Origin of the sequence: Paenibacillus sp. J31TS4 (assembly GCF_018403265.1) — a bacterium.
Taxonomy (GTDB): Bacteria; Bacillota; Bacilli; order Paenibacillales; family NBRC-103111; genus J31TS4.
The window spans coordinates 918,805-943,449 of the sequence record NZ_BOSI01000001.1; the positions used below are offsets into that span (position 1 = coordinate 918,805).

At 57.7% G+C, this 24,645-nt stretch carries 22 protein-coding genes; 9 read left to right on the forward strand and 13 right to left on the reverse strand.

What is annotated here, in order from left to right; genetic code table 11:
- Positions 1-19 precede the first annotated feature (19 nt).
- The 8 genes from KJS47_RS04195 to KJS47_RS04230 all read left to right on the forward strand — a co-directional run bounded on the left by KJS47_RS04195 (position 20) and on the right by KJS47_RS04230 (position 6,984).
- A complete protein-coding gene (locus KJS47_RS04195; RefSeq protein ID WP_213523037.1) occupies positions 20-967 on the forward strand; it encodes a carbohydrate ABC transporter permease in 948 nt (315 codons plus the stop codon).
- A 30-nt stretch (positions 968-997) separates the two neighbouring features.
- On the forward strand, positions 998-1,834 hold the full coding sequence (locus KJS47_RS04200) for a carbohydrate ABC transporter permease (protein ID WP_213523038.1): 837 nt from the start codon (positions 998-1,000) through the stop codon (positions 1,832-1,834).
- 76 nt (positions 1,835-1,910) lie between these two features.
- On the forward strand, positions 1,911-2,657 hold the full coding sequence (locus KJS47_RS04205; RefSeq protein WP_213523039.1) for an SDR family NAD(P)-dependent oxidoreductase: 747 nt from the start codon (positions 1,911-1,913) through the stop codon (positions 2,655-2,657).
- On the forward strand, positions 2,654-3,433 hold the full coding sequence (locus tag KJS47_RS04210) for a creatininase family protein (protein ID WP_213523042.1): 780 nt from the start codon (positions 2,654-2,656) through the stop codon (positions 3,431-3,433). Before KJS47_RS04205 ends, KJS47_RS04210 begins: the two co-directional genes overlap by 4 nt.
- Entirely contained in the window at positions 3,430-4,599 is a 1,170-nt protein-coding gene (locus tag KJS47_RS04215; protein WP_213523044.1) for a hypothetical protein, read from the forward strand. Before KJS47_RS04210 ends, KJS47_RS04215 begins: the two co-directional genes overlap by 4 nt.
- Complete coding sequence (locus KJS47_RS04220; protein ID WP_213523046.1) at positions 4,596-5,018, forward strand: RidA family protein; 423 nt, start codon at positions 4,596-4,598, stop codon at positions 5,016-5,018. The genes KJS47_RS04215 and KJS47_RS04220 overlap by 4 nt, the downstream gene beginning before the upstream one ends.
- Positions 5,015-5,635: a carbohydrate-binding family 9-like protein gene (locus KJS47_RS04225; protein ID WP_213523049.1), complete on the forward strand. Its 621-nt coding sequence runs from the start codon at positions 5,015-5,017 to the stop codon at positions 5,633-5,635. Before KJS47_RS04220 ends, KJS47_RS04225 begins: the two co-directional genes overlap by 4 nt.
- A gap of 140 nt (positions 5,636-5,775) precedes the next feature.
- Positions 5,776-6,984 (forward strand): glycoside hydrolase family protein, encoded by a 1,209-nt coding sequence (locus KJS47_RS04230; RefSeq protein ID WP_213523051.1) that lies wholly within the window; start codon positions 5,776-5,778, stop codon positions 6,982-6,984.
- Positions 6,985-7,376: 392 nt separating this feature from the next.
- Here KJS47_RS04230 and KJS47_RS04235 read toward each other — a convergent pair whose 3' ends face one another.
- The 3 genes from KJS47_RS04235 to KJS47_RS04245 form a co-directional block, all read right to left on the reverse strand.
- On the reverse strand, positions 7,377-9,755 hold the full coding sequence (locus KJS47_RS04235; RefSeq protein WP_213523053.1) for a helix-turn-helix domain-containing protein: 2,379 nt from the start codon (positions 9,753-9,755) through the stop codon (positions 7,377-7,379).
- Between the two features lie 140 nt (positions 9,756-9,895).
- Complete coding sequence (locus tag KJS47_RS04240) at positions 9,896-11,482, reverse strand: extracellular solute-binding protein (protein WP_213523055.1); 1,587 nt, start codon at positions 11,480-11,482, stop codon at positions 9,896-9,898.
- A gap of 399 nt (positions 11,483-11,881) precedes the next feature.
- On the reverse strand, positions 11,882-12,478 hold the full coding sequence (locus tag KJS47_RS04245) for an NAD(P)H-dependent oxidoreductase (RefSeq protein ID WP_213523057.1): 597 nt from the start codon (positions 12,476-12,478) through the stop codon (positions 11,882-11,884).
- A gap of 276 nt (positions 12,479-12,754) precedes the next feature.
- Between KJS47_RS04245 and KJS47_RS04250 the strand changes: the two genes are divergently transcribed.
- On the forward strand, positions 12,755-13,183 hold the full coding sequence (locus tag KJS47_RS04250) for a VOC family protein (protein ID WP_213523059.1): 429 nt from the start codon (positions 12,755-12,757) through the stop codon (positions 13,181-13,183).
- 213 nt (positions 13,184-13,396) lie between these two features.
- On the opposite strand, the gene spo0A is transcribed toward KJS47_RS04250, so the two are convergent.
- From spo0A to KJS47_RS04300, 10 genes are all read right to left on the reverse strand, one after another.
- The gene (gene spo0A, locus KJS47_RS04255; protein ID WP_213523061.1) at positions 13,397-14,197 is read right to left on the reverse strand and encodes a sporulation transcription factor Spo0A; all 801 of its coding nucleotides are present in this window, start codon (positions 14,195-14,197) and stop codon (positions 13,397-13,399) included.
- Between the two features lie 224 nt (positions 14,198-14,421).
- Complete coding sequence (gene spoIVB, locus KJS47_RS04260; RefSeq protein WP_213524959.1) at positions 14,422-15,750, reverse strand: SpoIVB peptidase; 1,329 nt, start codon at positions 15,748-15,750, stop codon at positions 14,422-14,424.
- A gap of 130 nt (positions 15,751-15,880) precedes the next feature.
- Entirely contained in the window at positions 15,881-17,608 is a 1,728-nt protein-coding gene (gene recN / locus KJS47_RS04265) for a DNA repair protein RecN (RefSeq protein ID WP_213523063.1), read from the reverse strand.
- 27 nt (positions 17,609-17,635) lie between these two features.
- On the reverse strand, positions 17,636-18,085 hold the full coding sequence (gene ahrC / locus KJS47_RS04270) for a transcriptional regulator AhrC/ArgR (protein WP_213523065.1): 450 nt from the start codon (positions 18,083-18,085) through the stop codon (positions 17,636-17,638).
- Positions 18,086-18,096: 11 nt separating this feature from the next.
- Positions 18,097-18,549 (reverse strand): hypothetical protein, encoded by a 453-nt coding sequence (locus KJS47_RS04275; RefSeq protein WP_213523067.1) that lies wholly within the window; start codon positions 18,547-18,549, stop codon positions 18,097-18,099.
- A 176-nt stretch (positions 18,550-18,725) separates the two neighbouring features.
- Positions 18,726-19,559 carry a TlyA family RNA methyltransferase gene (locus KJS47_RS04280; protein ID WP_213523069.1) on the reverse strand — a complete coding sequence of 278 codons (834 nt, stop codon included), beginning with the start codon at positions 19,557-19,559 and terminating at the stop codon, positions 18,726-18,728.
- 12 nt (positions 19,560-19,571) lie between these two features.
- A complete protein-coding gene (dxs, locus tag KJS47_RS04285; protein ID WP_213523071.1) occupies positions 19,572-21,455 on the reverse strand; it encodes a 1-deoxy-D-xylulose-5-phosphate synthase in 1,884 nt (627 codons plus the stop codon).
- Positions 21,456-21,996: 541 nt separating this feature from the next.
- Positions 21,997-22,755 (reverse strand): iron ABC transporter ATP-binding protein, encoded by a 759-nt coding sequence (locus KJS47_RS04290; RefSeq protein WP_213523073.1) that lies wholly within the window; start codon positions 22,753-22,755, stop codon positions 21,997-21,999.
- Positions 22,752-23,693 carry an iron chelate uptake ABC transporter family permease subunit gene (locus KJS47_RS04295; RefSeq protein WP_213523075.1) on the reverse strand — a complete coding sequence of 314 codons (942 nt, stop codon included), beginning with the start codon at positions 23,691-23,693 and terminating at the stop codon, positions 22,752-22,754. The genes KJS47_RS04290 and KJS47_RS04295 overlap by 4 nt, the downstream gene beginning before the upstream one ends.
- Positions 23,690-24,643, reverse strand: a complete 954-nt coding sequence (locus tag KJS47_RS04300) for an ABC transporter permease (protein WP_213523077.1) — start codon at positions 24,641-24,643, stop codon at positions 23,690-23,692. The genes KJS47_RS04295 and KJS47_RS04300 overlap by 4 nt, the downstream gene beginning before the upstream one ends.
- Positions 24,644-24,645: the final 2 nt, after the last annotated feature.

Genomic DNA, 24,645 nt, shown 5'->3' on the forward strand with positions numbered 1-24,645 from the left:
CCCGAAAGGAAGGATTCCCGTGGCCAAACCGGAAACGGCGCCAAGGCCCCTCCCCGCCATTCGAACGTCTTGGCTCCGCAAGGAAAAAACGCAAAAACGGCTGTTCGTTCTGCTCGCCGTCGGTCCCTGTCTGTTCGGATATTTGCTGTTCACGCTCTATCCCAACATCCTGTCCGTTTACTATGCCTTTCTGAACTGGGACGGTCTTACGGAACCGCAGTTCGTCGGGCTGGATAATTTTTTGCGGCTGTTTCAGGATCCTTTCGTCTGGCGGGCGCTGTCCCACAACCTGCTGCTCATGCTCACTATTCCCGCTCTGACGGTCGGTATCTCCCTGTTCCTTGCGTATGTGCTGATCAACAAAGGCTACCGGGAAGCCCCTTTCTACAAGGTGCTGTTCTTCTTCCCGAACGTGCTGGCGACGGTCGTCATCGCGCTCCTATGGGCGTTCGTCTACGACGGCAGCTACGGCATGCTGAACGGGCTCCTCAAGCTGGTCGGCATCGACAACGGTGAATTTTACTGGCTCGGCGATTCGCGTACCGCGCTATGGGCGCTCTTGCCGCCCGCCATCTGGGGAGGCGTCGGCTTCTACGTCATCATCTTCATGAACGCGATGAAGGCGATCCCCCCCTCGCTGTACGAATCCGCCATATTGGACGGAGCCAGCCACATGACCCGGTTCGTCCGCATCACCGTGCCGCTCATCCAGCCGATCGTCCGTGTAGGCATGCTGTTCCTGGTGCTCGGCTCGCTCAAGGGCTTTGAGATGATGCTCATTCTTACGAACGGCGGCCCGTCCGGCGCGACCGACGTCATCGGTCTGTACATGTTCAACCTGGCGTTCGGCGCGGAGATGCACAACTACGGCTACGCGTCCGCGATCGGCATGCTGCTCTTCGTCATTCTGGTCGGCGCCAAGCTGCTCGTCGACCGGCTGTCGCCGAACGAGCAGATCGAATATTGACACCGGCCCGCCCGGAAAGGAGGACGACCGATGGGAACCAAACGGACGACGGTCGACGTATTTTGGCGTCTGCTGCTTCTCTTGTGGGCCATCACCATCGTGTTTCCGATACTGTGGATTCTGTACGAATCGCTGAAAACGAACAAAGAGTTCTTCGCCGACATCTGGGCGCTGCCCCAGTCGCTTCACTGGGAGAACTACACGAAGGCATGGACGTCCTACAAGCTGGGCTCCGCCTTCCTGAACACGCTCTATTATGTCGGTGCAAGCTTGCTGCTCGGCACGTTCCTCGTCACGTTGAACGCGTACGCGCTCACCCGGCTGCAGTTCCGGGGACGCAAGCTCATCTGGTCGGTCATCATGCTGTCGCTGTTCCTGCCCGGCATCAACGCTCTCATTCCCCAATATGTCCTCATGCGGGAGCTACATTTGACGAATAGCCTGACGGGTCTCATTATTCTGGACAGCTTCGGAGAGAGTGTGTTTTTCCTTCTGCTGCTCGGCGGCTTCCTGCAGTCGCTTCCCAAGGAGCTGGAGGAGAGCGCCTTCATGGACGGTGCCTCGCTCTTCCAGGTGTTCTGGCGGATCATCGTTCCGCTCTCTACCCCGGGCATCGTTACGGTCGCCATCTTCAAATTTTTGAACCTGTACAACAACTTCCTGCAGCCGTTCATCTACCTGAGCGATCCCAAGAAGCATACGATCGGGGTCAATATGTATCACGCGAACCAGAAGATGCAGTACAGCACCGACTGGGTGACGTTGTTCGCAGGCGTGACGATCGCCATGATCCCTTCCATTCTGATTTACATTGTCTTTCAAAAACGGATAGCCGAAGGTGCGACGCTGGGCACGGTAAAGGGCTGACCGACTCGCCAGCGCTTGGTCATTCGCATGCTTCATCCTCGTTCATTCCAGTCAGGGAAGGAAAGGTGCAGCGGTCATGCTGGAGGAAAAAATCATTCTCATAACGGGGGCGCTCGGCCAGGCGGGACGCTCGGCCGCCCGGCTGTTTCTGGAGAAGGGCGCGCGGCTCGCCTTGTGCGATCGCCGCCCGCTCGCTGATGCGCCGGAGGTGGAGCGTCTGCGGGAACAGGTCGGAGACCGGCGCTTCCTGTTCATCGAAGCGGACGTCTGTACGGAGGAAGGCGCCGCCGCGTTGATAGCCCGAGTGGAGGAGCACTACGGGCGTTTGGACGGATTGTATCACAATGTGTACACGAACGTATGGAAACCGCTTCTCGACCTTTCACTGACGGAGTGGGAGGAGACGCTCAAGGGAACGATGACAAGCGCGTACCTCGTCTGCCGGGAGGCAGTGCCGCTCATGATCCGCTCCGGGGGAGGCTCGATCGTCAACACATCCTCCATCCTCGGCCAGGTCCCCAAAAAAGGGTGCCTCGCCTACGGCGCCGGCAAAGCCGGACTCAACCAGTTCACGCGCGTCCTCGCCGTCGATTATGCGGCATCCGGCATCCGGGCGAACGTCGTCGTGCCCGGCGATTTCAAGTCCGACGAGGTACTCGCGAGACAATCGGAGAAGAGCCGGCAGGCCATGCGGGAGGAGACACTTGCAGGCCGAAGCGGCCGGGCTGACGAAATTAATGAGGTCGCCGCCTTTTTGCTGTCGGACGCCGCCTCGTATGTGACGGCGTCCTTATATACGGTAGACGGAGGGTACCGCCTATGAAAGATCTTCGCTTCCACGCCCATACCCGGGAAGAATTGACGGCGCTGGCGTTGGCAGGCGCCATGGCGGTCGTTCCGCTCGCCGCGACGGAGCAGCATGGCCCGCACCTCCCGGTCTATACGGACACGCTGATCGCCGAGCACGTGATCATGCAGGCGGCAGAGCGAGCGTCTGCCGGCGCTTCCCTGCTTGTTTGTCCAGTGCTCCCGATCGGATGCTCGGATCATCATCTGGCGTACGGGGGGACGCTTTCCTTCTCCTCGTCCACTTACCTGAGCATGCTTCGGGAGATCGGAGAGAGCCTCGTGCAGGACGGTTTTCGCCGTATCGTCTTCTTGAACGCGCACGGCGGCAACGAGCCGATGATGACCCAGGCCGCGAGCGATCTGGCTGTCCGCCATCCGATCTGGACCGCCTCGGCCTCTTACTGGAGCATCGCGCGTGAGGCGCTCCACGGAGAGAATGCCGGCGAGATGGGGCTTGTGCCTGGCCATGCGGGAGGCTTCGAGACGTCGGCCGTACTGGCGCTGCGGCCGGACTGGGTGCGGACGGACCATATCCAGCCCGAGCATCCGCGCCGGGAATGGATCGGTGCCGGTCCGTCCGGCACCTTCCTCGGCCGGCATCTCGAATTGACCGGGTACGAAGGCTTTACCGATTCCGCGGCCCCCGCATCAGCTGTCCACGGAGAGCGGTATCTGGCAGCTATCTCCGGTGCCGTCGCTGCCTGGCTGTCGTCCGTCTACGCTGCTATGGAGAAGGGAGATCGCGTATGAATAAGCATCCATTGCCCACGGGCGATACGATCAAAATTGCTGCCATCGTCACCGAGTACCGATGGAATTCCCATGCCGACGTCATCGTCGGCCGGCTGCTCGGGGATTTCGACTACCAACCGCAGGTGGAGGTCGTCTCGCTGTACACCGATCAGGTGCCCGCTAACAATATGAGCCGGGCCGAGGCTGCGCGCTGCGGCATCCCCATCTACCCGACAATCCGGGAAGCGGTGCTGGCCCCTCACTCGCCCCGGCCGGTTGACGGCGTTGTCATTATCGGGGAGCATGGGGATTATCCGATGAACGACCGGAGGCAAAAGGAGTACCCTCGGCGCCGGCTGCTCGAGGAAACGCTGCTCGCTCTCGAAGAACGCGGGCTGACGGTTCCGATTTTCTGCGACAAGCACCTCGCTTACCGGATGGAGGATGCCACCTGGATGTACCGCCAGCTGAAGGAGCGCGGCATTCCCTTCATGGGCGGCTCCTCCATACCGTTCGCCGATCCCGTTCCGGCATTCGGTCCTTCTCTGCTCAAGTCGGCACGCGACTTCGTCGTTGTCAGCTTCTCCTCCGCACTCGAAGCGTACGGCTATCACGGCATGGAGGTGCTGCAGGCGTTGGCCGAACAGCGGGAAGGCGGAGAAACCGGAATCGCCACGGTACTCGGCATGGAGGGAGAGGACGTCTGGCGGTACGTCCGGGAGGCCGGCTGGATGGAGGAGCTCCTGCAGGCGGCACTGTCCCAATATCCGGCGTATGCCGGCGGGCATCCCTCCGTCCACGATCCCTCGCCTGCCCTGTTCGTGATCACGTATGAGGATGGAACGAGGGGTGCGGTCTTTCAGTTCGAAACTCTTGTGAACCAGTGGGGATGGGCGTTCCGAACGGATGGCGGCTCTATCGTCTCCGCCCGCATCCACAGCGATACTGCTAGGCCCTTCTCCCACTTCGAGCGGCTGACCCGCCAAATCGAGCGGTTCCTTCTCACCCGCCGCCCTCCCTTTCCGATGGAGCGGACCTACTTCACGACCGGCATGATCGCTTACGGGATGGAATCTCTGTACCAGGGAAGGCCTCTCGCAACGCCTGAGCTGCGGATGAGCTACTCGGCTTCGATTGCTCCGCCCGTCTTATCCTCCACCGAGCTCGAAGGAGGAAGCGAATGAACGCTGAGCAAGCGGCCAAGGCAGTCTCCCCCGCCTTGCCGTTCTCGATGGCGGTCCAGTCGGGTCCCTATGTCTTCGTCTCTGGACAGGGAGGGATTGATCCGGATACCGGTAAACCGGCGGGTGACTCCCTGGAGGAGCAAACCGCGCTCACGATGGAGAATGTGCGCCGCGTACTAGCGATGGCCCGGCTGGAGCTTAAGGACATCGTCAAGGTAACCGCCTATCTGTCCGACCCGGACGATTACCCGGCCTTCAATGCCCTCTATCGGACGTATTTTCCGGAAGGATACCCGGCGCGGACCTTGGTCTACTGCTCGTTAAACTACGACCTGCGGGTCGAGCTGGACGTCATAGCCGCCATCGGGCCGGACGCCGGCACCCGCATTTACTATCCGAAGGAGGAACCTCGACCATGAATCAGCTCCCTATTGAGACTGGCACCCGCTACCTCTGCCGCCGTGCAGACCAGGAGGACATCGACTGGAGCCGCTATCCCGAAGTCCTTCTGTCTGATACGGTTACCGGCTCCGCTCCCCGGCAGCGGACCGCCGTCCAGGCTTGCTGGGCACCCGGATGGCTGTTCGTCCGGTTTGTCTGCGAGGACGACCACATTGTGTCGACCATGACCCAGAGGGACGACCCCCTCTACTTGGAGGATGTGGTCGAAGTGTTCGTGGACCCGGAGGGGGCCGGCTTGCGTTATGCGGAATTTGAATTCAGTCCCCGTAACGTGCAGTTCGACGCCTGGATCACAAACGACGGAGAAGGACGCATCGACGTCGATGTCAGCTGGGATGCCGACGGTCTGCGTTCCTCGGTCATGCGGGATTCGGAGAACCGGCTCGTCTATGAGCTCGCTTTGCCGCTCGGCGGCTGGGCGCCTTCGATCCGCCCGGGAGAGGGGTGGCGAGTCAATCTGTACCGGATCGATTACAGTCCGGACGGCACCCGCGAGCTTCAAGCCTGGTCGCCGACAGGCAAGCCGAATTTCCACCTCCCCTGTGCGTTTGGTCAATTCGAATTCGCGGATTGAAACCGCCTGCTGCAGATGCGTAAAGCCCGCTTCCCACTGAGGCCCTCAACTTCCTCTAGAGACTCCTGCCGGCATTCCGGCTATAATGGACGGACAGAGTAAGCGCGTGCAGAAGCGCCTTAAGGGGGATAAGCGAAGCAATGGAAACGTGGAAGAGCGGCTCGAATGCCGTATGGCTATATCTTGGGAAGGAAGAATGGACAGAGGAGCGTATCGCCGGCCTGACAACCTGGTGCCGCGAGCAGCGGGTGAAGCGTGTCATCGTTTATATCACCATCGTTCCCTATCCGGACGAGGCGGCACTTCGCCGCCTGCAGACCGTCGCGGATGCCTGCCGGGAGGCGGGACTCGAGGCGCACGGGATGGTAAGCACGCTGCAGCAGCGGACCGAGCATCCGGGGAATCTTCCCTTTGCCGACCGCGACGCATACGGCGTCGATGCGCACGGCATCAGCACCTGGGACGAACCGCTCCAGGGCAAAGGCTATTTTCTGGATCCTACTTCTCCTGAGGTCGCCGATTGGCTGGCCGGCACGCTTGGGAGGCTGCTGCGGGACTTGCCTGCTTTATCCGGCATTCATCTCGATTTTATTCGGTATTACTATTACGAGAGCGAGCTTAGAATCGATACGAAAAATGCCGGACACTGGCTCTACCAGCCGCAGCCCGGCCAGACGCTCCGGATCGGTGTGCCCGACGGCAGCGAGACGACGTTCTTCGTTGCCTCCAAGACCAATGCTTACAACGACCCCCCTATCGGTCGAGAGCTTGTGCTGAGACGATCGTTTCGCTATTGCTACTGCAGCCGCTGCATCCGGTCGTTCGAGGAAGCGAGCGGCGTCCGGCTGCCGGCGGGGCTGGAAACGGCAGAGCGGGCCGCCTGGATAGACGAGCACGCCGCATCCGCCTGGTCGGCGTTCCGGGCCGAAGCAGTCACCTCCGTCGTTAGACAGATCCGCAGCGAGCTTCGCACCGGCCATCCCGGCAAGCAGCTGTCCGCGGCCGTCTGGTACAACGCGCCGTACGGCAACGAGCTGCGGGAGGAGCCGTTGACGCCGGACAGCGAGATCGACCGATTCGGCCAGGACTGGGCAGCTTGGGCGCGCGAAGGGCTGCTCGACTTCGTGTGCCCGATGGATTACTGGCTGACGCCCGCCAGCTTTGGCAGCATAGTAGCCAAGCAGACGGCCAAGGCAGGCGGAGCCATTCCGGTCTATGCGGGACTGCTGACGTCAGGCGATTATCCGTTCGATGCCGAGCGGCTTGAATCGTATCGGGCCGAGGCGCTCGCTTCGGGTGCCGAAGGGCTCTGCTTCTTCCACTACGGTGCCTGGAGCCAGATTCTGTAGCAGTGTCGGGAGGAGAGCGCCGGAACGGCGTCGCGCTTTGGCGAGGGTGCAGCTTGGCGGGGTGCAATTTAGCAGGCTCTTGCTAAGCCGACTCCTACTTGGCGGGATGCTCCATACAAGGCAGCAAAAGTGCGTAGCGTCGGCGCGCCCCTGTTCCCTCTCGGCCGAGACAACAGAGACAGCCAGCTTCCTCGGAAGCTGGCTGTCTCTGTTTGTCTATTCGCTGACCGGCGCACGGTCGCCTCTCATTGTCGTCACCAGTCTGAGATTCGACGGCTCTGCCCTGCCGAACGTCGGCAGCTCGGCGACAGGACCGCGGCTTGCTCCGTTCGGCTGGCTTCAAGCCGCCGTCTCCTGTACCTAACGATAGGAACAGGAACGCCCAACCGCAACTATTCCCCGGACACTTGGGAAGGGCCTTCCCTGCGGATATCGGTCGTCGTTCGCGTCAGATTGCGGTACTGAATCGGCGTGACGCCCTCGGCTTTTTTGAACTTGCGGATAAAGTTGGTCGAATCGGTCTCGCCGATCGCCTCCACTATGTCCCGCACGGTCAGCTCCGTCGTTCGAAGCAGCTCCTTGGCCTCCCCGACCCGCAGCAGATCGACATAACGCATGAGCGGTACGCCTGAATGATCCTTGAAGTAGCGGGTCAAATAAGAAGGCGACAGGCCGAACTCGTCGGCCATCCGCTTTAGACTAAGCGTCGGGTCCCGGTAATGCTCGTGCACGTAAGGCAATAGCTTGTCCGGTAGCGCTCCGCTCTTGCCGCTGTTCTGCTTGGCGGCATAAGCGCACACCTGCCGGCAAAAATCGGCCATCTGCTGCTCCAGCTCCTCAAGCGTCTCACAATGCGAAACGAAGATCCTCTCGAGCGTCCGATCCGCATACCCGCTCAGCCCGATGCCGAGCTCCGCCAGCATCTTCATCACCGTATTGATGAGATCGAATGAGACGCATTCGATCTCTTCAATCGTCCGCGGCTGCCGGACAATCGCCTCGAACGTTTCACGGAGCAGTCTTTGCGCCTCCTCCTCATCGCCCTGCTTGATCGCTTTGACCAGCTCGGCCTCCAGCTCGACCGGATACCAGATCGTTTCGGAGGCCGCCGTCTCCACCTCGGAGTGGTGGATCACATGTCCCGCCCCCTTTACGAACCGGTAGCGGATGGCCTGCTCCGCCTGCTGGTACGATACAGGGACAAGTCCGACCTCGCTGCAGAGGCCTCCGATCCCGGCCGTCAACGACAGCCCATACCTTCCGGCGCATGCCTGCTGGATCCCTCGGGCACAGGAAACCAGTGACTCCTCCTCGTACGTTTCCGGCAAGTTGAGCAGCAGCACCAGCCTGCTCTCGTCTGGGCATTCCGCCGCCCATCCCGCTCCTGTCTCACCGGCCCGGGACTCCATCTCGCGCAAGAGAGCACCCTTGATCCGTTCTCTCTCCTGCTCGTTGAAGCGAGCCCGAAAGCCGGCGTATTCGTCGATCGCGAATGCGAGCACGGCGAAGCAGGGCTTGTCCAGACGCCAGGCGGAGAAGCGCAGCATCTCGTCAAGCTGGGCCCGCGTGCGAATCTTCCCTTGAAGGAAGGCCAAAACGTATTTTTCCTTGAGCACGCCGGCCTGGCTGGTCAGCTCGCTGCGGAGCCCCTCGTTCTCTCGGGTAACCTGTCCGATCGCCTCTCCGATCAGCGTGACCTCGTCCCTTCGTGCCGGCCAGGAATCCCTCGTCTTCAGCGGCAAGCCCTCAGCCAGACTGCGAATCGGCCGGTAATTGCGCACAGACAGAACGACCGCCAGCGAAAGCCCCAGCAGGAAGACGACAGCCATGCCGAGCAAAAAGACCCGCTGGGTTTCCTTCACCTGAAGCAAAAACTGGGACGTCGGCATGAGCTTCAAATAAGACCAGCCGTTAAACTCCGACGTGACGCGGACGACCGCATAGCTTCCCGCCTCGCCCTTCCAGGTCTGCACCTGCTTCCCGGTCGTCATGGCTGGCAGGTCCTTCTGCAGAGAGGCTAGCTCGCTCTCGCTGAGAGAGCCCGAGGCCGCGATAGCGAGGGGGGTGCCGTATTCGTTGACCAGCACCTGCATCCCCTCGTTCTCCGTCAGCCCGGTCGACAGAATCGTCTTCCAAGCCGATGCCCGGATCAAGAACAGAACGGTTTTGTCCTGGGCTCCCGTCTGGGGGCGCACGAGGTACATCGACAGATCGATGGGGGCTTTCTCCCCCTGCCGTCCCTCGACGGGCCGGAGTACCGGATGCTTCATGAAGGCGACGGTTTCCCGAAAGACGGGGAGCTCAAAAGCAGGCGCATTGTAAACGGATTCAAAAAAAGTGTCCCATCGGTAGGTTCCCGAAGCGGCGAACAGCTGGTCGGTGTCCGCTCCGTCGTAAGCGAGCACGAGATCCTCCATGAATTCGTTCGAGGACCGGTATTTAGCCAGCTCGCCTACCGCCTTCCATTGATCGTAGCCGCTGCCGGACACGAGATACCGGGCCAAGAGGGGGTTCGCCGCTACCTGCTGGGCGACGCGGTTCATCTCCCGGACGCGCGTTTCGACCGTCTCCTGCACTTGGCCCAGCGACATGACGGCGGCATCCTCCGCCGCTCTCTGCAGGCTTCGCACGAAAGTCCCGTAGACTACCGCGCTTACGACCGCGAGCAGCAGGAGCACCAGCAGCAGATAGGAGAGTAAATACCGGTGCAGCCGGGTAAAGTGGAATCCGCCTGCCGGGCGACGGAACGATTTGGGCAGCCAAGCGGTCATAGTCCCCCTCCTTTCTACAAATTCGCGCTTTATACGTAACTTAGTGCATTCGACAGGACAGCTTCCTTATCCTGCCGAATCAGGAAAAAACCGTCCAGCGGGTCCTCATTGACCCGCCGGACGGTTCGGTTCTGCGGCGATCAGTTCGACTTGTAGCGCTCGTATGCCGCCTTGTAGACCTTCATATACTTGTCGAGACCCATCTTGTTAATTTGCTCGACGTACTTGTCCCACTCCGAGAACGACGTCTTTCCTGTAATGAACTTGGCCTGCGCTTCCAGCACATAGGTCTCGATATCCGACGAAACCTCCCGCATGGTCGCATTCTCCTCTTCCGTGAAGGTGAAGAGCGGCCAAGCGTCTTTGATAAAGTACGGCTTGATCTTCTTCACCGAATCGATCGAGATCGGCATGCTCTCGGCACCCTGGAAGAATTCTTGCTTCACAATGGACGGATACCCGCCGCCAGGCCAGGTGAGGTAAGTGTTTGTCTTCCCTTTAAACTCCTCCATATAGGCATAGGAGCCGTCCGGCTGTTTTTCGTAGGTGACGCCTTCCTTACCCATAAAGAACATTTTCACGCCTTCGTCGCCGTAGAAGTAGTCGATCCAGCGTACGGTTGCTTCGGGATATTTGTTCTTGCTCGTGATGGCGAACGAGCCGATCTGGTTGATCGACGAGCGGACGAGCGTATGCAGCTGATCCCCGTACGGTCCTTTCATCGGCGGCAGAATCTCGTACTCCTTCTGATCGTGGGAAACCTGCGGCAGAATTGTCACTACGGAACCGAACTGCCCCTTCTTCCCTTGCGCGGTAAATTCCGTTCCGTTGATCGTATAGATGTTCTTGTCGATGAGGCCTTCGGTATACAGCTTGTTCACATATTGCAGCATCTCTTTGTATTTCGGGTCGGTCGGGATGAAGCGAGGCGCGTTCGTCTTCGGATCCAGATCGACGTGCTGATGCAGCTCGCCCGCGTTGCCGAGTCCCCACGAACCCCGCAAGTACCAGATAATATCCGAGATTTTGGGCGCCGCGAACGGGATGACCGTGCTTCCGTCCCCGTTCAGGTCCTTGCCTTTCATCGACTTGAGCAATTCATAGAATTCGTCAGTCGTCTGCGGCATCTTGGCGTTCAAGGCGGTCATCCAGTCCTTCTTGATCCACGCTTTGTGGGCAAGCACCGAGTCGAAGTCAGGAGCATACAGCGTCGGGAAGCTGTAGATTTTGCCGTTCGGCATCGTGATGCCCTTCTTGATCGCCGGATACTTCTCGAAGAGAGCCTTCAGGTTCGGCGCATACTGATTGATCAGGTCGTTCAGCGGGATAAAGACGCCTTCCTCTCCATATTTTAGAAGATCGGCCGGCGGAATCTTGGCGGTATGGAACGCATCCGGATAATCGCCGCTTGTGATGGTGAGATTCCGCTTCTCGTCGAGAATGTCGTTGGAGACCATCTGCCATTTTACGTTGATGTTCGTCATGCTTTTGTAGTCCTGGTACAGCGGAACCTCGTTCCAATCCGGATGGGAGTCTGCGTGACGACCCGCAAAGAAATTCAACGTAATGGGTTCCTTCACGATCGGCATGCCTTGCTGGTTAACATTCTCATCTTTTTGTTTGTTCGCTTGCGCTTCCCCGTCATCCTTGCTGCAGGCAGGCAGGACCAGTACGCTTCCCATGGCGAGCGTGAGGCCCAGGGCGGCCCATCGTTTTGTTTGGTTCATCTTGGTGCGTTCCCCCTTCTAGTCGGAAATGGCAGGCTTGCTTCCGGATGTAGCCGCTTCCATTTATTCAGCTGGGTTCTTCGCGTTCGAAGGAGAGCAGAGCTTCGTCCCCTGCTGTTGCTTCCCCGCAAGCGATTCTCCCCCGCTTCTCTGTTGGCGGTTCGGCGATCCGGCAGACCATGCATGTCCCTAACTTTAAAAAATCGCAGCCTCCCTTGTCTATCGGCAGATTTTTTGGCATCGGCAAATCTTGTTGGACCGCACGAAAAACCCAGTTACAGCAAGGCTTTGACGGAACTCACTCCCAATTTGTTGACCGGCGGTTAGACACCAGCGTGCCAACAAAGCGATCACGCCGCTCAGTCTGCCACCTACTAAACATGGGCAGAAACAAACTCCTTAAGCTTGCTTCGGAAAGAATTGGCCGGTCGTTTCTCTCACTTCCTGCAGCCAGCCCCGCCTTTCTTCGAGCGTGCTGTTCACGATGGTGCTGAACATCCTTCGATGGAACGTTTTCACTCCGCAATAATCGAAGATGCAGTGCTTCCACAAGATCTGCAGAGGATCGCCGAACACTTCTTTTTCCCTCTGCTTGGGAGTATTCGATGTGTTGAAGATAAGGACACGCTTGTCCGAAAACAGTCCGATCGGAACGCCTCCTCCTTCATCCTCATCCGGAAACAGGTAGGCTACGCGCTCGCTTATGTACCGATCGACCCATCCTTTCACAATGGCAGGCGGCTGCCCCCACCAATTAGGATGGACGATAATCAACCCGTCCGACATCGTGAGCTCTTGGCGCATAGGATCGGAGCCAGGCGGGGCCACCGCTCCCTTTGCATCTGCTCCCCAGAGGATCGGATCGAACCCCTCCTCGTATAAATCATGATAAAAGACGCGATGGCCGTTTTCTTGCAGCGCGGCAACCGCCTCTCGCGCGATCGCATGATTGAAGCTTTGCAAGCTGGGGTGTCCCAAAATAACCGAGATATTCATAAAGCGATCTCTCTTCCTTTCCAATTCAATAGGTAAGCACCACAATGCACATCCTTAAGTTTACCATATATGCCCATATACGGAACAAAAACCTATATCGTTTGTTACAGCTTCCTGTTGGGAATCTCCGATCACCGGCATGTGTCGCGAGCGCCGCGCTGGAGCTTCATGCGGTGCAGAGGCTTTTGTTTGCGGGTAAGGAAGGGTTTTCCATTAGGTTCTCGAATTGCTCAATCATGCCAGTCAAAAATTCCTTCAGGAAAGGAAGCGTGGAAGATGAACAAGCTGGAGCTGAAAAAGGAGTTGGAAGGCAAATACGCTCATACGGAGGCTCGGTTGAAACGAATCGAATGCGTCTATCTTCCCGTGACCAATGCCTCCGTCACCAAGCAATTCTTCATGAAGTACGGGCTGGTCACGCTGACCCGACAGGGCAATGCGAGTCTTGCCTCGGGACAATGTCTGTTCTTCTTGGAGACCAAGGAAAAGCAGACCTCCAATTTCGTGACGCATGATTGGGACGAGACGGATCCCGAGTACTTGATGGAAGCGATCTGCTTTGAAGTATCGGGGCTTGACGAGCTTCATCGGGAGATGAAGGACGGAGGAGCGACGGTTTCCGAGATCAAGGACAACGGCGGCTGCGGAAGGACCTTCACATTCCTCGATCCGGACGGCAACAAATATGCCGCTTGGCAAGGTTAAGCGGATCGACACTGCAGTAGCCGCAAGAGCATACATAATAAAAACCGCCCTTATTGAGCAGCCGCTCCAAAGTTAGCGCGTGTTAGCGCGTGTCTAACATTGGGCGTGCTGCCCCCGTGGGGGCGGTTTTTCTTTGAATGATCAAATACGGGCATGGCAATGTCGGGAAAACTGGATTTCTCTTCTTGATCCGCTGCCCTAGTCCTTACCCTTTCACGAAACCTTATGCTCAATCCGCAGCTTATCCGCAACCATCGCGATAAACTCGCTGTTGGTCGGCTTCGCTTTACTGATGTTGATTGTGTAGCCGAACAGGTGGCTGATGGAGTCGATGTTGCCACGCGTCCAAGCGACCTCAATCGCGTGCCGGATGGCACGCTCGACTCGGGACGGTGTCGTCTTGTAACGCTCCGCAATCGCGGGATAGAGCGTTTTGGTGATCGCTCCGAGGATCTCGATGTTGTTGTAGACCATCGTAATCGCTTCGCGCAGATACTGATATCCTTTAATATGCGCAGGGACGCCGATTTCATGTATGATGCTCGTGATGTTCGCATCCAGATTCCGGCCTTTGGACATCGGCACGACATTGCTGCGGACGGCACTGCTCCCGCTCATGGTCGTGGCCGTTCCTCCAGTCGTCAGCTGGCGAATGCGGTTCGTCAGCACTTCCATGTCAAACGGTTTCAAAATGTAGTACGAAGCACCAAGCTGCACGGCCTTCTGCGTAATGGCTTCCTGGCCGAAGGCGGTCAACATAATGATTTTAGGTTGAGGGGACAGATTCATCTCGCGAAGTTTTTCCAGGACGCCGAGTCCGTCCAGATGGGGCATAATAATATCCAGGATGAGCACATCCGGTATCTTCTTCTGCTGCTCGATCAAGCGCAGCACTTCATTCCCATTGTACGCGACACCGGTTACTTCCATATCGTCCTGGCTATCGATAAATTCAGATAACAAGTTCGTAAATTCCCGGTTGTCGTCTGCTAACAGAATTTCAATCTTCTGCAAGTGCTTATCCTCCTTCAATGGTATGGATGCTTGTACTGTTCGTTTGTCTTAGTTTACTGTTTCGACAGGCCGCTAGAAATTCCTTCTGTCGAAAAATATTTTTTCTTTTCTTTTTTTTGCGAATGCTATATAATTTAAAATTTGCGCTAATTTCTTTTCTTTTTCAACAAAATTAGACAGGACACCCCCGTTCCGCCAGACAAACGGGGGTGTCCTGTCTTTAATCAACTTGCCAGGGTTTGCTGCTGGTCCGTCTCCTCCAAGGAGATTCCGGCATCCCGCAGCATCCATTCAATAAAGCAGCCGTAGCCGGAGCTTGGATCGTTGACGAACACATGCGTGACCGCTCCGACCATCTTGCCATCCTGGATTATAGGGCTTCCGCTCATACCTTGGACGATTCCCCCTGTCTTTTCGAGGAGCCGGGGATCAGTAATCTTAATGACGAGGCCTTTGGTGGCAGGCACATCCTGTTTGGCGACGTGGGTGATCTCGATATCGAATTTCTCGACCTTTTGCCCACTCAGGACCGTATAAATCTTGGCTGGCCCTTCCTTCACTTCTTCGGAGAAGGCAACCGGGATTGGTTCCGTCTCGATTCCATGATCCGGGGTATGAAACATCTTGCCGAAAATGCCGAAAGCGGTATTCCTCTCGATATTACCCAGCACCTTGTTGTCGAGGTGCGCCCGCTTCTCTCCAGGCTCTCCTGTCTGGCTCTTGGCGATGGAGGTCACGTTGGAGTGGGTGATCTCCCCCGCCCCCACCTCGATCGGTGTCTGGGTATCCATGTCGGTGATGACGTGGCCTAACGCTCCGTACACCCCTTGGTCAGGTGCGTAAAAGGTCAGGGTCCCGACGCCCGCTGCGGAGTCTCGAATGTACAGACCAAGCCGGTAGGCTTTGTCCATCACATCGTAAGCCGGATTCAGGGAGATCTTGATCTGCTCCTGCTGCCGCTTGACGATTAATTCGAGCGGCCGCTTCGCTTCGCCGGACTTCGCGACCAGATCGGATACTTTGGATACGTCGTTGATCGAGGCTCCGTTGATGCTGACGATGAGGTCGCCTACCCGCAGCTTGGCTTCTTCTCCAGGAGATACTTTGCGGTTCGGCGCCACGGAAACCAGATGATGGCCAACGACCAGGACGCCGGACGACTTCAGCTTGACGCCGATCGTCTGTCCTCCCGGGATCACCTTGAGATCCGGAACGACCCGGACTTTGACCGTTTTGAACGGGATCTTGCCAAACAGCTTCAGACGCATCTCCGTCTGCCCAGCCTGCTCGGATTGAAGAGTAATCGGATGCTTCAAATTGAGTTGAAAAGTAGGCCGGTTCGATCCATTGACCTTGAGGACGGCCGGATCGCTGACGCTTACCGAGGCGCTGACCGGAACGGAGAGGGCAATCTGCCGGTTTTGGCCCGGGAAGAGCCTGAGCTCCTGAGGAAAGGAGGCAAAGCTTTGGAAAGGGGTGGAGATACTGCCTAGCCATACAAGCAAAACAAGCAGGAATCCGATCCATCGTTTTCTGTTGCTGCTCGAGCCCAATCCTACCACACTCCCTTGCTTCTGCTGCCTGACGTGTTCGTCAAAAGCGTACCTATAAGGTAACCGCGGGCATTTCGTTTTATAACTGCAAATGATGCCACGGCAGGCAGCGAAGCGGCGGAGATTCCGGTTATCCGGCGGCTTTTTTGAGCTCTGCCAGCCGGATCATTTCTTGGGCGTGGTGCCGGGTCGTGGAGGTGACTTCCACCCCACCCAGCATGCGGGCCAGCTCCTGAATACGTCCTTCTTCGGTTAAATCCTCCACGCGGGTAAACGTACGCTCCCCCTCCACTTCCTTCTTAATGAGGAAATGAGCGTCGGCCATGCAGGCGACCTGGGGCAGATGGGTAATCGAGAAGACTTGGCAATCTTGGGACAATGCGGACAGCTTCTCGGCGATCGCCTGTGCGGCGCGCCCGCTGACTCCTGTATCCACTTCGTCGAAGACCAGCACCGGAATCCGGTCGACCTTGGCGAAGATGGCCTTCATCGCCAGCATAATTCTCGACATCTCGCCGCCCGATGCTATCTTGCTGAGCGGCCGGAGCGGCTCTCCCGGATTCGCGGAGATCAGAAACTCGACCTGGTCGATGCCTCCGGGGAGCAGGCGGACCGCTTGTCCCTCGATTTCCGGTCCCTCGGGATCCTTCGTTCGTTCGATCTGAACAGCAAAGCGTGTGCGCTCCATGTGCAGGTCCTTGAGCTCCCGTTCGATGGCTTCTCCCAGCCGGCCTGCGGCATCCCTGCGAAGCGCCGACAGCTTGAGCGCGTGTCCCTGCAGAACGGTCAGCTCCCGCTCCGCTTGCTCCTGGAGCTTGCGCAGCTCCTCGTCCTTGTTTTCGATGAGGGCCAGCTCCTTCTGGATCTTGTCCAGGTAAGCCAGAATTTCGGTTGTCGTAGCTCCGTATTTGCGGCGCAAACTCGAGATAAGATCCAGCCGGTTCTCGATCTCATCCAGCCGGGACGGATTGAACTCGATGCCTTCCCGGTAGTCCCTCAGCTGGAACGACACGTCCTCCAGCTGATAAAACGCCGTCTGCAGCTGCTCCAGCAGTGGCTCCAGCATCTTGCTGTCATAAGCCGCCACCTCCTGCAGACGCTGCGTCATCCGTCCGATCGCCTCCAGCCCCTGCCCGCCGCCGTAGAGCGTCTCATACGCTTCATTAATGTTGTCGAACAGCTTCTCCGCATTCCCTAGCTTGCGCTTTTCTTCCATTAACCATTCTTCTTCGCCGGCTTTTAGTCCGGCAGCCGCAATCTCTTCCGCCTGAAACCGATATAGATCCTGCATCTGCAGCGCTTGGCGGGCGGTCTCGAGCATTTCCTCCGCCTGTCTCTTGAGCTTGCGGTAAGCCGCGTATGATTCCGCATAGCGGGCTTTGGCCTCGGCGAGCGGCCGCCCGCCGAACAGGTCCAGCCATTCGATATGGCGTTCTGCCTTCATGAGGGACTGATGCTCATGCTGTCCGTGGATATTGACGAGCCATTCGCCGGTTTCCTTCAGCGTCGCCAGATTGACCAGCTGGCCGTTGATCCGGCTTACGCTCTTGCCCTGGGCAGAGATTTCCCGGCGGATGATGAGATGCTCGTCCGCCGACGCCGTTATACCGACTTTCTCCAACACCTGCCAAACGGGGTGGCCCGGCTCCATCTCGAACATCGCTTCGATCTCCGCCTTGTCGCAGCCATAGCGGACGAGCTCTGCCGAGCCTCTCCCTCCGGCGATCAGACTGAGGGCATCTATAATAATGGACTTGCCCGCCCCGGTCTCTCCCGTCAGCACATGAAACCCGTTGTGAAACGTGAGCCGTACCTGTTCCACGACAGCCAAATGGCGGATCGACAATTCCAGAAGCATGGATATTCCTCCTCAGATAAGCGATGGTCAGGAGATCATCGAAGTAATTTGCGCAACGAGCTTGCCGCTCTGGTCCTTGGAACGACAGATAATGAGAATCGTATCATCTCCGCAGATCGTACCCATTACCTGGGCCCATTCCAAATTGTCGATCATCGCTCCGATGGCGTTCGCGGTTCCCGGCATGCACTTCATCACCACGAGATTATCCGTATAGTCAATGGATATGAAGTGATCACTAAGAGCCCGCTTGAGCCGGGATACCGGATTATACGTCTTCTCCGGCGGCAGCGAGTACTTGTAGCGGCCGTCCTCGACGGGCGTCTTAATAAGGTGCAGCTCCTTGATGTCCCGGGACACGGTCGCCTGGGTGACCTGAAATCCCGCCTCCCGCAGCGCGTCCACGAGCTCATCCTGCGTTTCGATGATCTGACTGCCCAGTATTTCTCGAATTTTGATATGCCGTTGCGCCTTCATTGCATCACCTTTTATCCTTCTATATGAAATTGGATTTTTTGAATACTTCGTCTGGAGGGATCGACATACAGCACGCCCTCTGCTTCGCGGAAGAGAAGTGCGTAGACAAGCAGATGGTCCCGAATGCCGCTTCCCGTTCTGTCCATCGGCTTGCGCTCGCGTGCCAGCTTGACCACGAACAGCTTGCCGTCCTGCCTGGCGAAATGGTCGATGAACAGCCGGCTCTGCAGCTCCTCATCCTCGTTTACCGTAATGCCGACGTCGACCTTCCGCTTCATGGTCATGACCTCGTAACCGGCCTCCTCCAGCAGGCCGACCGCCTCGGTGACGGGAATCTCCTCATTGACCTCGATCTCCCACTCGTCGGCCGGCTTGTCCGCCATCCAGCTTCGAAAACTGCGCCAAGCCCAGTAGAGCAGCATGCCGATCAGAAGATACAACACTAGCCGATCGCCGTTATGCAATGCCCGATCCTCTCCTTATTTTGTCCTAACCCGTCCCGCGACAGACTGGAACGCCCTTCAGGGCCAGCTCTTCGCCGATTCACTAGAACATATATTCTCCCCTTTTTTGCAAAATCCTCTTTTCAAACGGGAGAAAAAAAGAAAAACTCATCCCGGAGGATGAGTTGATAGAGGGCTTAGGAGGAGCGGAAGGTGCCGGCTGCCTCCTCGACAACGGCACGAATCCGATCGGCTTCGGGCAGCACCGGTCCCCCGGGAGCCCGGTCCGCTCCCACCAGCCAGCAGGCGAGGAATTCGATGTTCCCTTCGCCTCCCGTGATGGGAGAGAAGGTCAGACCATCCAGCGACCAGCCAAGCTCCGCTGCAAACCCGAGAATCTTCGTCAGCACCGATTCGTGAACCGCCGGATCCCGGACGATGCCGGACTTGCCGACGGATTCGCGGCCCGCTTCGAATTGGGGCTTGATCAGTGCCACAACGGTTCCGCCCTCGGCCAGCAGTGCAGCGAGCGGCGGCAGAATCAGCTGGAGAGAGATGAACGAGACGTCGATCGAGGCGAAGGTCGGGACAGGCCCGTTCAGATCCTCGGGCTTGGTGTAACGGAAGTTCGTCCGCTCCATGACATGAACGCGCTCGTCCGAGCGGATCGCCCAATCCAGCTGGTTGTAGCCCACGTCGATCGCGTATACATACGAGGCTCCATGCTGGAGCGCGCAGTCCGTGAAGCCTCCCGTTGAAGCGCCGATATCCAGCATGACCGCTCCGTCCAGATCCAGGCCGAACGTGCGGATCGCCTTCTCAAGCTTCAGCCCTCCCCGGCTGACGTAAGGATGGACGGCTCCCTTCACGGACAGCTTGGACGTGCGGGGCAGCTTGGTCCCCGCTTTCTCCACCCGTTCCTCGGCACAGAACACAAGGCCAGCCATGATGGCCGCCTTTGCTTTTTCTCTTGTTGCAAAATATCCCTGCTCGACGAGCAGGACGTCGATGCGTTCTTTATCGGCGGACATGGTCAACTCCAATCAAGCTCTTGCTTTTTTGCGCTGCAGCATCGCCTGGATCTGCATCGCTACGTTTTCCGGCGTCAGGCCGACCTCGGCGCGCTGCTCCTGAATGCTGCCGTGCTCGACGAAATAATCGGGCACGCCCATCAGCTTTACCTGCATGCCGTAGATGCCCTGCAGGGAGTAGAACTCCAGCACAGCGCTGCCGAGCCCTCCCATAACCGCTCCCTCCTCGAGGGTAACCATCGAGCGGCCTTCCTGTGCCAGCTGCAGCAGCATTTCTTCATCAAGCGGCTTCAGGAAGCGGGTATTGACGATCCTGATCTGAATGCCCTGCGTCTTGAGCAGATCGGCCGCTTGCTCGGCCACCTGTACCATCGGTCCGGCGGCGAGCACGACCGTCCCGCTGCCCTCACGCACCACTTCCCACTTTCCGATAGGAAGAGGCGTCATCTCGGCATCGAACTCGACGCCTACGCCGTTGATCCGCGGATAGCGGACGGCAATCGGTCCCTTGTTGTAGTCAAGAGCCGTCTTCATCATGTTCCGCAGCTCGTTCTCGTCCTTCGGCATCATGATCGTCAGATTCGGAATGCTCCGCAGGAAGGCAATGTCGTATACACCTTGATGCGTCTCCCCATCGGGACCGACGAAGCCTGCCCGGTCAATGGCGAAGACGACGTTCAGATTCTGCCGGCAAATATCATGGACGACCTGGTCGTACGCGCGCTGAAGGAAAGTCGAGTAGACGGCAAACACCGGCTTCATGCCTTCATCTGCAAGAGCCCCGCACAGGGTGGCGGCATGCTGCTCGGCAATCCCGACGTCGATCATCCGCTTCGGGAAGCGGGCGGCGAACTTGAGCAGCCCCGAGCCGGCCGGCATCGCCGGCGTAACGGCCACGATGCGCGGATCCTTCTCCGCCAGCTCGATCAGCGCGTTGCCGAATACCTCGGTATACATCGGGTGCCCCGAGGACTTGATGATCGTGCCGGATTCAATCTTGTACGGACCAGCTCCGTGCCAAGTAACCGAGTCCGTCTCGGCCGGCTCGAAGCCCTTGCCCTTACGCGTCACGACATGGACGAGCACTGGACCTTCGATCTTGTCCGCCTGCCGGAACGTCTCGAGCAGCTGCGCCAGATTATGCCCATCCACCGGCCCGAAATATTTGAAGCCGAGCTCTTCGAACCAAAGCCCGTTCATCATCAGATACTTAAGCGAATCCTTGAACTTCTCGGCTGTCTTGGCAAGTCCTCCGCCGATGGCCGGAATCTTCTTAAGGAGGCCCTCCATCTCTTCCTTGGCCTTCTTATAGGTCTTGTCAGAACGAATGCGGCTCAGGTAGTTGTGAAGTGCTCCGACATTCGGCGCGATCGACATCTCGTTGTCGTTCAAGATCACCATCAGATTCTTCTTCTCGTGGCCGATATGGTTGAGCGCTTCGAGCGCCATCCCGCCCGTCATCGCTCCGTCGCCGATAATAGCGACGACCTTGTTCGTCTCGCCCTTCAAATCCCTGGCGGTCGCCATTCCCATCGCGGCCGACAGCGATGTGCTGCTGTGGCCCGCTTCCCAGACGTCGTGCTTGCTCTCCGCCTTCTTGATGAAGCCGCACAAGCCTTTGTACTTGCGAAGCGTATGGAACTGGTTCTTGCGTCCCGTCAAAATCTTGTGGACGTACGACTGGTGCCCAACGTCGAAGATGAATTTGTCCCGCGGGCTGTCGTACAGATAATGGAGCGCAATCGTCAGCTCCACCACGCCCAGATTCGGGGACAGGTGGCCCCCCGTCACCGACAGTTTATCAATAAGAAATTTGCGAATATCACCGGCCAGCACTTCCAGCTCCGCCAGCGAGAGCCGCTTCAGGTCACTTGGCTGATTGACTTGTTCGAGCACGTAAATTCCCCCGTTTTCCCTGAAGAGGCTTCGCTAAGCTTGCCGGCCTCCGCCTTGGCGGACGCACGAACGCTTCTTCAAGTAATTGAACGCTTATCTCTTCTATTCTTAGCTCGATCCGGACGGAGGCGCTTGCGGCACCGGTCCGCGGAATCGAGCAGCCTTCCTTAAGGTTCGCCAAACCTGCCTTCGGCATGCCGTTCTTCCGTTCCTTATCCCTCTCTCTTGGCAGGACACGGGTGAATGCCTTAACAAGGCTTGCAGGCGGCCGGAGCGGAGTCCGCTCCTTCGGGCTCGGACTGTCTCAGGCCGTGCTATCGCCTATCCGCCCAAAACGTAAACGCCTCTATTATACCACAGTTGCCAAATTCGCTACAATGTTACGCTTTTTTTGCTGGGCTCTTTCTCCCAGTCCTTACCCCGATCGCCCCTAGCTGCCGCGCCTCCGTCATGCAAAAAAAGCGAATCTCCATTCGGCCGACGCACCAAAAAAACCGGCGGCCTCTCTCGCCGCCGGTTCACGCGGGAACGACTGCTGCGGCTATCGAAAATAGACGCATATCTTGCTCCCGCCGATCTCTTGGATCGGTATGTTCATCTCGTACACTTCATGCAGCAGCTGTTCGTCGATGATCTCATCGACGCTGCCTTCCTTGACAACGCGGCCATCCTTGAGAGCGACGATCGTATCGGAGTAGCAGGAGGCGAAATTGATGTCGTGAATGACGATCACGATCGTCTTGCCGAGTTCGTCCACAAGTCTTCTCAGCACCTTCATGATCTGAACGGAATGCTTCATGTCCAGGTTGTTCAGCGGCTCGTCGAGGAGAATGTACTCGGTGTCCTGCGCGAGCACCATGGCGATGAAGGCGCGCTGCCGCTGGCCGCCGCTCAGCTGGTCGATATATTTGTTCTCGATCTCTCCAAGCTCCATATACCGGATCGCTTCGTCGACATACCCCCAATCTTCTTTATTCAGCTTGCCCTGCGAATACGGGAACCGGCCGAAGCTGACGAGGTCGCGGACGGTTAGACGGATATTGATATGGTTCGTCTGCTTTAGGATGGAAATTTTCTTGGCGAGTTCCGGGCTCTTCCACTGCTTGAGCTCCCTGCCCTCGATATGCACCTCGCCCGCGTCTCTCGGTACGAGACGGCTGATCATGGAGAGCAAGGTGCTCTTGCCCGCGCCGTTCGGCCCGATGAACGAGGTGATTTTGCCTTTTTCGATCTGCAGCGACACGTTGTCCACGACCGGCCTGCCGCCGTACTGTTTGGAGACCTGCTTGACTTCGATCACGATTTATTCTCCTTTAACAGAAGGTAGATAAAGTAGACGCCCCCGACGAAGTTGATGATGACGCTGATCGTGGTGGAGAAAGTAAACACTCTCTCGACCAGCAGCTGCCCACCGACCAGCGCGATAATGCTGATCAGGACGGACCCCGCGATAAGCGGCGGATGCCGGTGCGTCCTCAGAAACTGGTAGGTGACGTTGGCGACCAGCAGGCCGAGGAACGTGATCGGACCGACCAAAGCGGTCGAGACCGAGATGAGAACAGCGACGATAATAAGAAGCCGGCGAACGACATACTCGTAGTCCACGCCCAGGTTGATTGCTTCCTCCCGGCCGAGCGACAGCACATCGAGATACTTGACGAACCGGAGAAAATAAACCGTCACTGCGCCGACGGCGATCGTCGACATAACGAGGATGTCGGTGTTGATGTTGTTGAAGCTGGCGAACATTTTCTTCTGCAGCACCAGAAACTCGGACGGATCGATTAGAATCTCCATGAAAGAAGACAGGCTGGAGAACAGGGTGCCGCAGATAATTCCGACCAGCAGCAGGAAGTATATATTCCGTCCTTCCCGCTGAAAGAGAAACCGGTACAGCAGTCCGGCGAACACGATCATCAGCCCGACGGAAATCAGGAAGTTCTTGTTTGGCCCCATGGCAAGCAGAGTGGTGGAGCCGAAAGCGAACACGACAACGGTCTGCAGAAGGAGGTAAAGAGAATCCAGCCCCAGCATGCTCGGCGTTAGAATCCGGTTGTTCGTAATCGTCTGGAAGACGATTGTCGAGAAGGCGATCGAGCCGCCGGTAAGGAGGATGGCCCATATTTTCCTGCCCCTTCGTTCCAGGACATAATCCCAATTGCCGCCGGCGTCGATGGTCATAAACAAAGCGAAAAGTACGATGGCGAACAGCGCGAGAACAATCAGCTTACCCTTCATGATTCATATGCCTTTCTTCTCAGGAGGAGATAGAGGAAAATGATGCTGCCGAGAATACCCACCATGAGTCCGATCGAAATCTCGTAAGGGAAAATGATGACCCGGCCCAGAATGTCGCAGAACAGAACAAATACGGCTCCGAGCACGGCGGTATGCGGCAGATTCTTCTTCAGATTGTCCCCCTGGTAGATGGTGACGATATTCGGGATGATAAGCCCGAGGAACGGAATCGACCCGACCGTCAGCAGCACGACGGAGGTGACGAGCGCCACGATCACAAGACCGAGATTGACGACCTGCTTGTACTTCAACCCCAAATTGACGGCGAAGTCCTCTCCCATGCCCGCGAGCGTAAACTTGTTAGCGAACAAGTACGATACGATGACGAGCGGGATGGAGAGATAGATCAGCTCGTACTGCCCCTTGATGACTGTCGAGAAGTCTCCCTGCAGCCAGGAGGAGATGCTCTGGATCAGGTCGTTCTTGTAAGCGAAAAACGTCGTGATCGAGCCGACGATGTTGCCGAACATGAGCCCGACCAGCGGAATGAAGATGGCGTCCTTGAACTTGACCCGGTCGAGAATCTTCATGAAGATCATCGTACCGAGCAGGGCGAAGACGAACGCAACCAGCATCTTCACTAGCGGCGACGCATTCGCGAACAGCATCATCGCGACCAGGATGCCGAACCGTGCGGAATCCATTGTCCCGGCCGTCGTCGGCGAGACGAATTTGTTGCGGGACAGCTGCTGCATGATAAGCCCCACGATGCTCATGCTCATACCCGCCACGATAATGCTGACGAGCCGTGGAAGCCGGCTTATGTACAGGACCTGTGTCTTGTCCTCCGACAGGTTGAACAGGTCGAGCGGAGAGATATTCTTCACTCCGATAAAGAGAGAAACAAACGATAGAACGATCAGCAAGCCTACCAGGTATCTTAGTTTCATGG

Bases quoted from the DNA above. Each gene is read 5' to 3' on its own strand.
- KJS47_RS04200 (WP_213523038.1), top strand. From the start codon at position 998: ATGGGAACCAAACGGACGACGGTCGACGTATTTTGGCGTCTGCTGCTT.
- KJS47_RS04205 (WP_213523039.1), top strand. From the start codon at position 1,911: ATGCTGGAGGAAAAAATCATTCTCATAACGGGGGCGCTCGGCCAGGCG.
- KJS47_RS04210 (WP_213523042.1), top strand. From the start codon at position 2,654: ATGAAAGATCTTCGCTTCCACGCCCATACCCGGGAAGAATTGACGGCG.
- KJS47_RS04215 (WP_213523044.1), top strand. From the start codon at position 3,430: ATGAATAAGCATCCATTGCCCACGGGCGATACGATCAAAATTGCTGCC.
- KJS47_RS04220 (WP_213523046.1), top strand. From the start codon at position 4,596: ATGAACGCTGAGCAAGCGGCCAAGGCAGTCTCCCCCGCCTTGCCGTTC.
- KJS47_RS04225 (WP_213523049.1), top strand. From the start codon at position 5,015: ATGAATCAGCTCCCTATTGAGACTGGCACCCGCTACCTCTGCCGCCGT.
- KJS47_RS04230 (WP_213523051.1), top strand. From the start codon at position 5,776: ATGGAAACGTGGAAGAGCGGCTCGAATGCCGTATGGCTATATCTTGGG.
- KJS47_RS04235 (WP_213523053.1), bottom strand. From the start codon at position 9,755: ATGACCGCTTGGCTGCCCAAATCGTTCCGTCGCCCGGCAGGCGGATTC.
- KJS47_RS04240 (WP_213523055.1), bottom strand. From the start codon at position 11,482: ATGAACCAAACAAAACGATGGGCCGCCCTGGGCCTCACGCTCGCCATG.
- KJS47_RS04245 (WP_213523057.1), bottom strand. From the start codon at position 12,478: ATGAATATCTCGGTTATTTTGGGACACCCCAGCTTGCAAAGCTTCAAT.
- KJS47_RS04250 (WP_213523059.1), top strand. From the start codon at position 12,755: ATGAACAAGCTGGAGCTGAAAAAGGAGTTGGAAGGCAAATACGCTCAT.
- recN (WP_213523063.1), bottom strand. From the start codon at position 17,608: ATGCTTCTGGAATTGTCGATCCGCCATTTGGCTGTCGTGGAACAGGTA.
- ahrC (WP_213523065.1), bottom strand. From the start codon at position 18,085: ATGAAGGCGCAACGGCATATCAAAATTCGAGAAATACTGGGCAGTCAG.
- KJS47_RS04280 (WP_213523069.1), bottom strand. From the start codon at position 19,559: ATGTCCGCCGATAAAGAACGCATCGACGTCCTGCTCGTCGAGCAGGGA.
- KJS47_RS04295 (WP_213523075.1), bottom strand. From the start codon at position 23,693: ATGAAGGGTAAGCTGATTGTTCTCGCGCTGTTCGCCATCGTACTTTTC.
- KJS47_RS04300 (WP_213523077.1), bottom strand. From the start codon at position 24,643: ATGAAACTAAGATACCTGGTAGGCTTGCTGATCGTTCTATCGTTTGTT.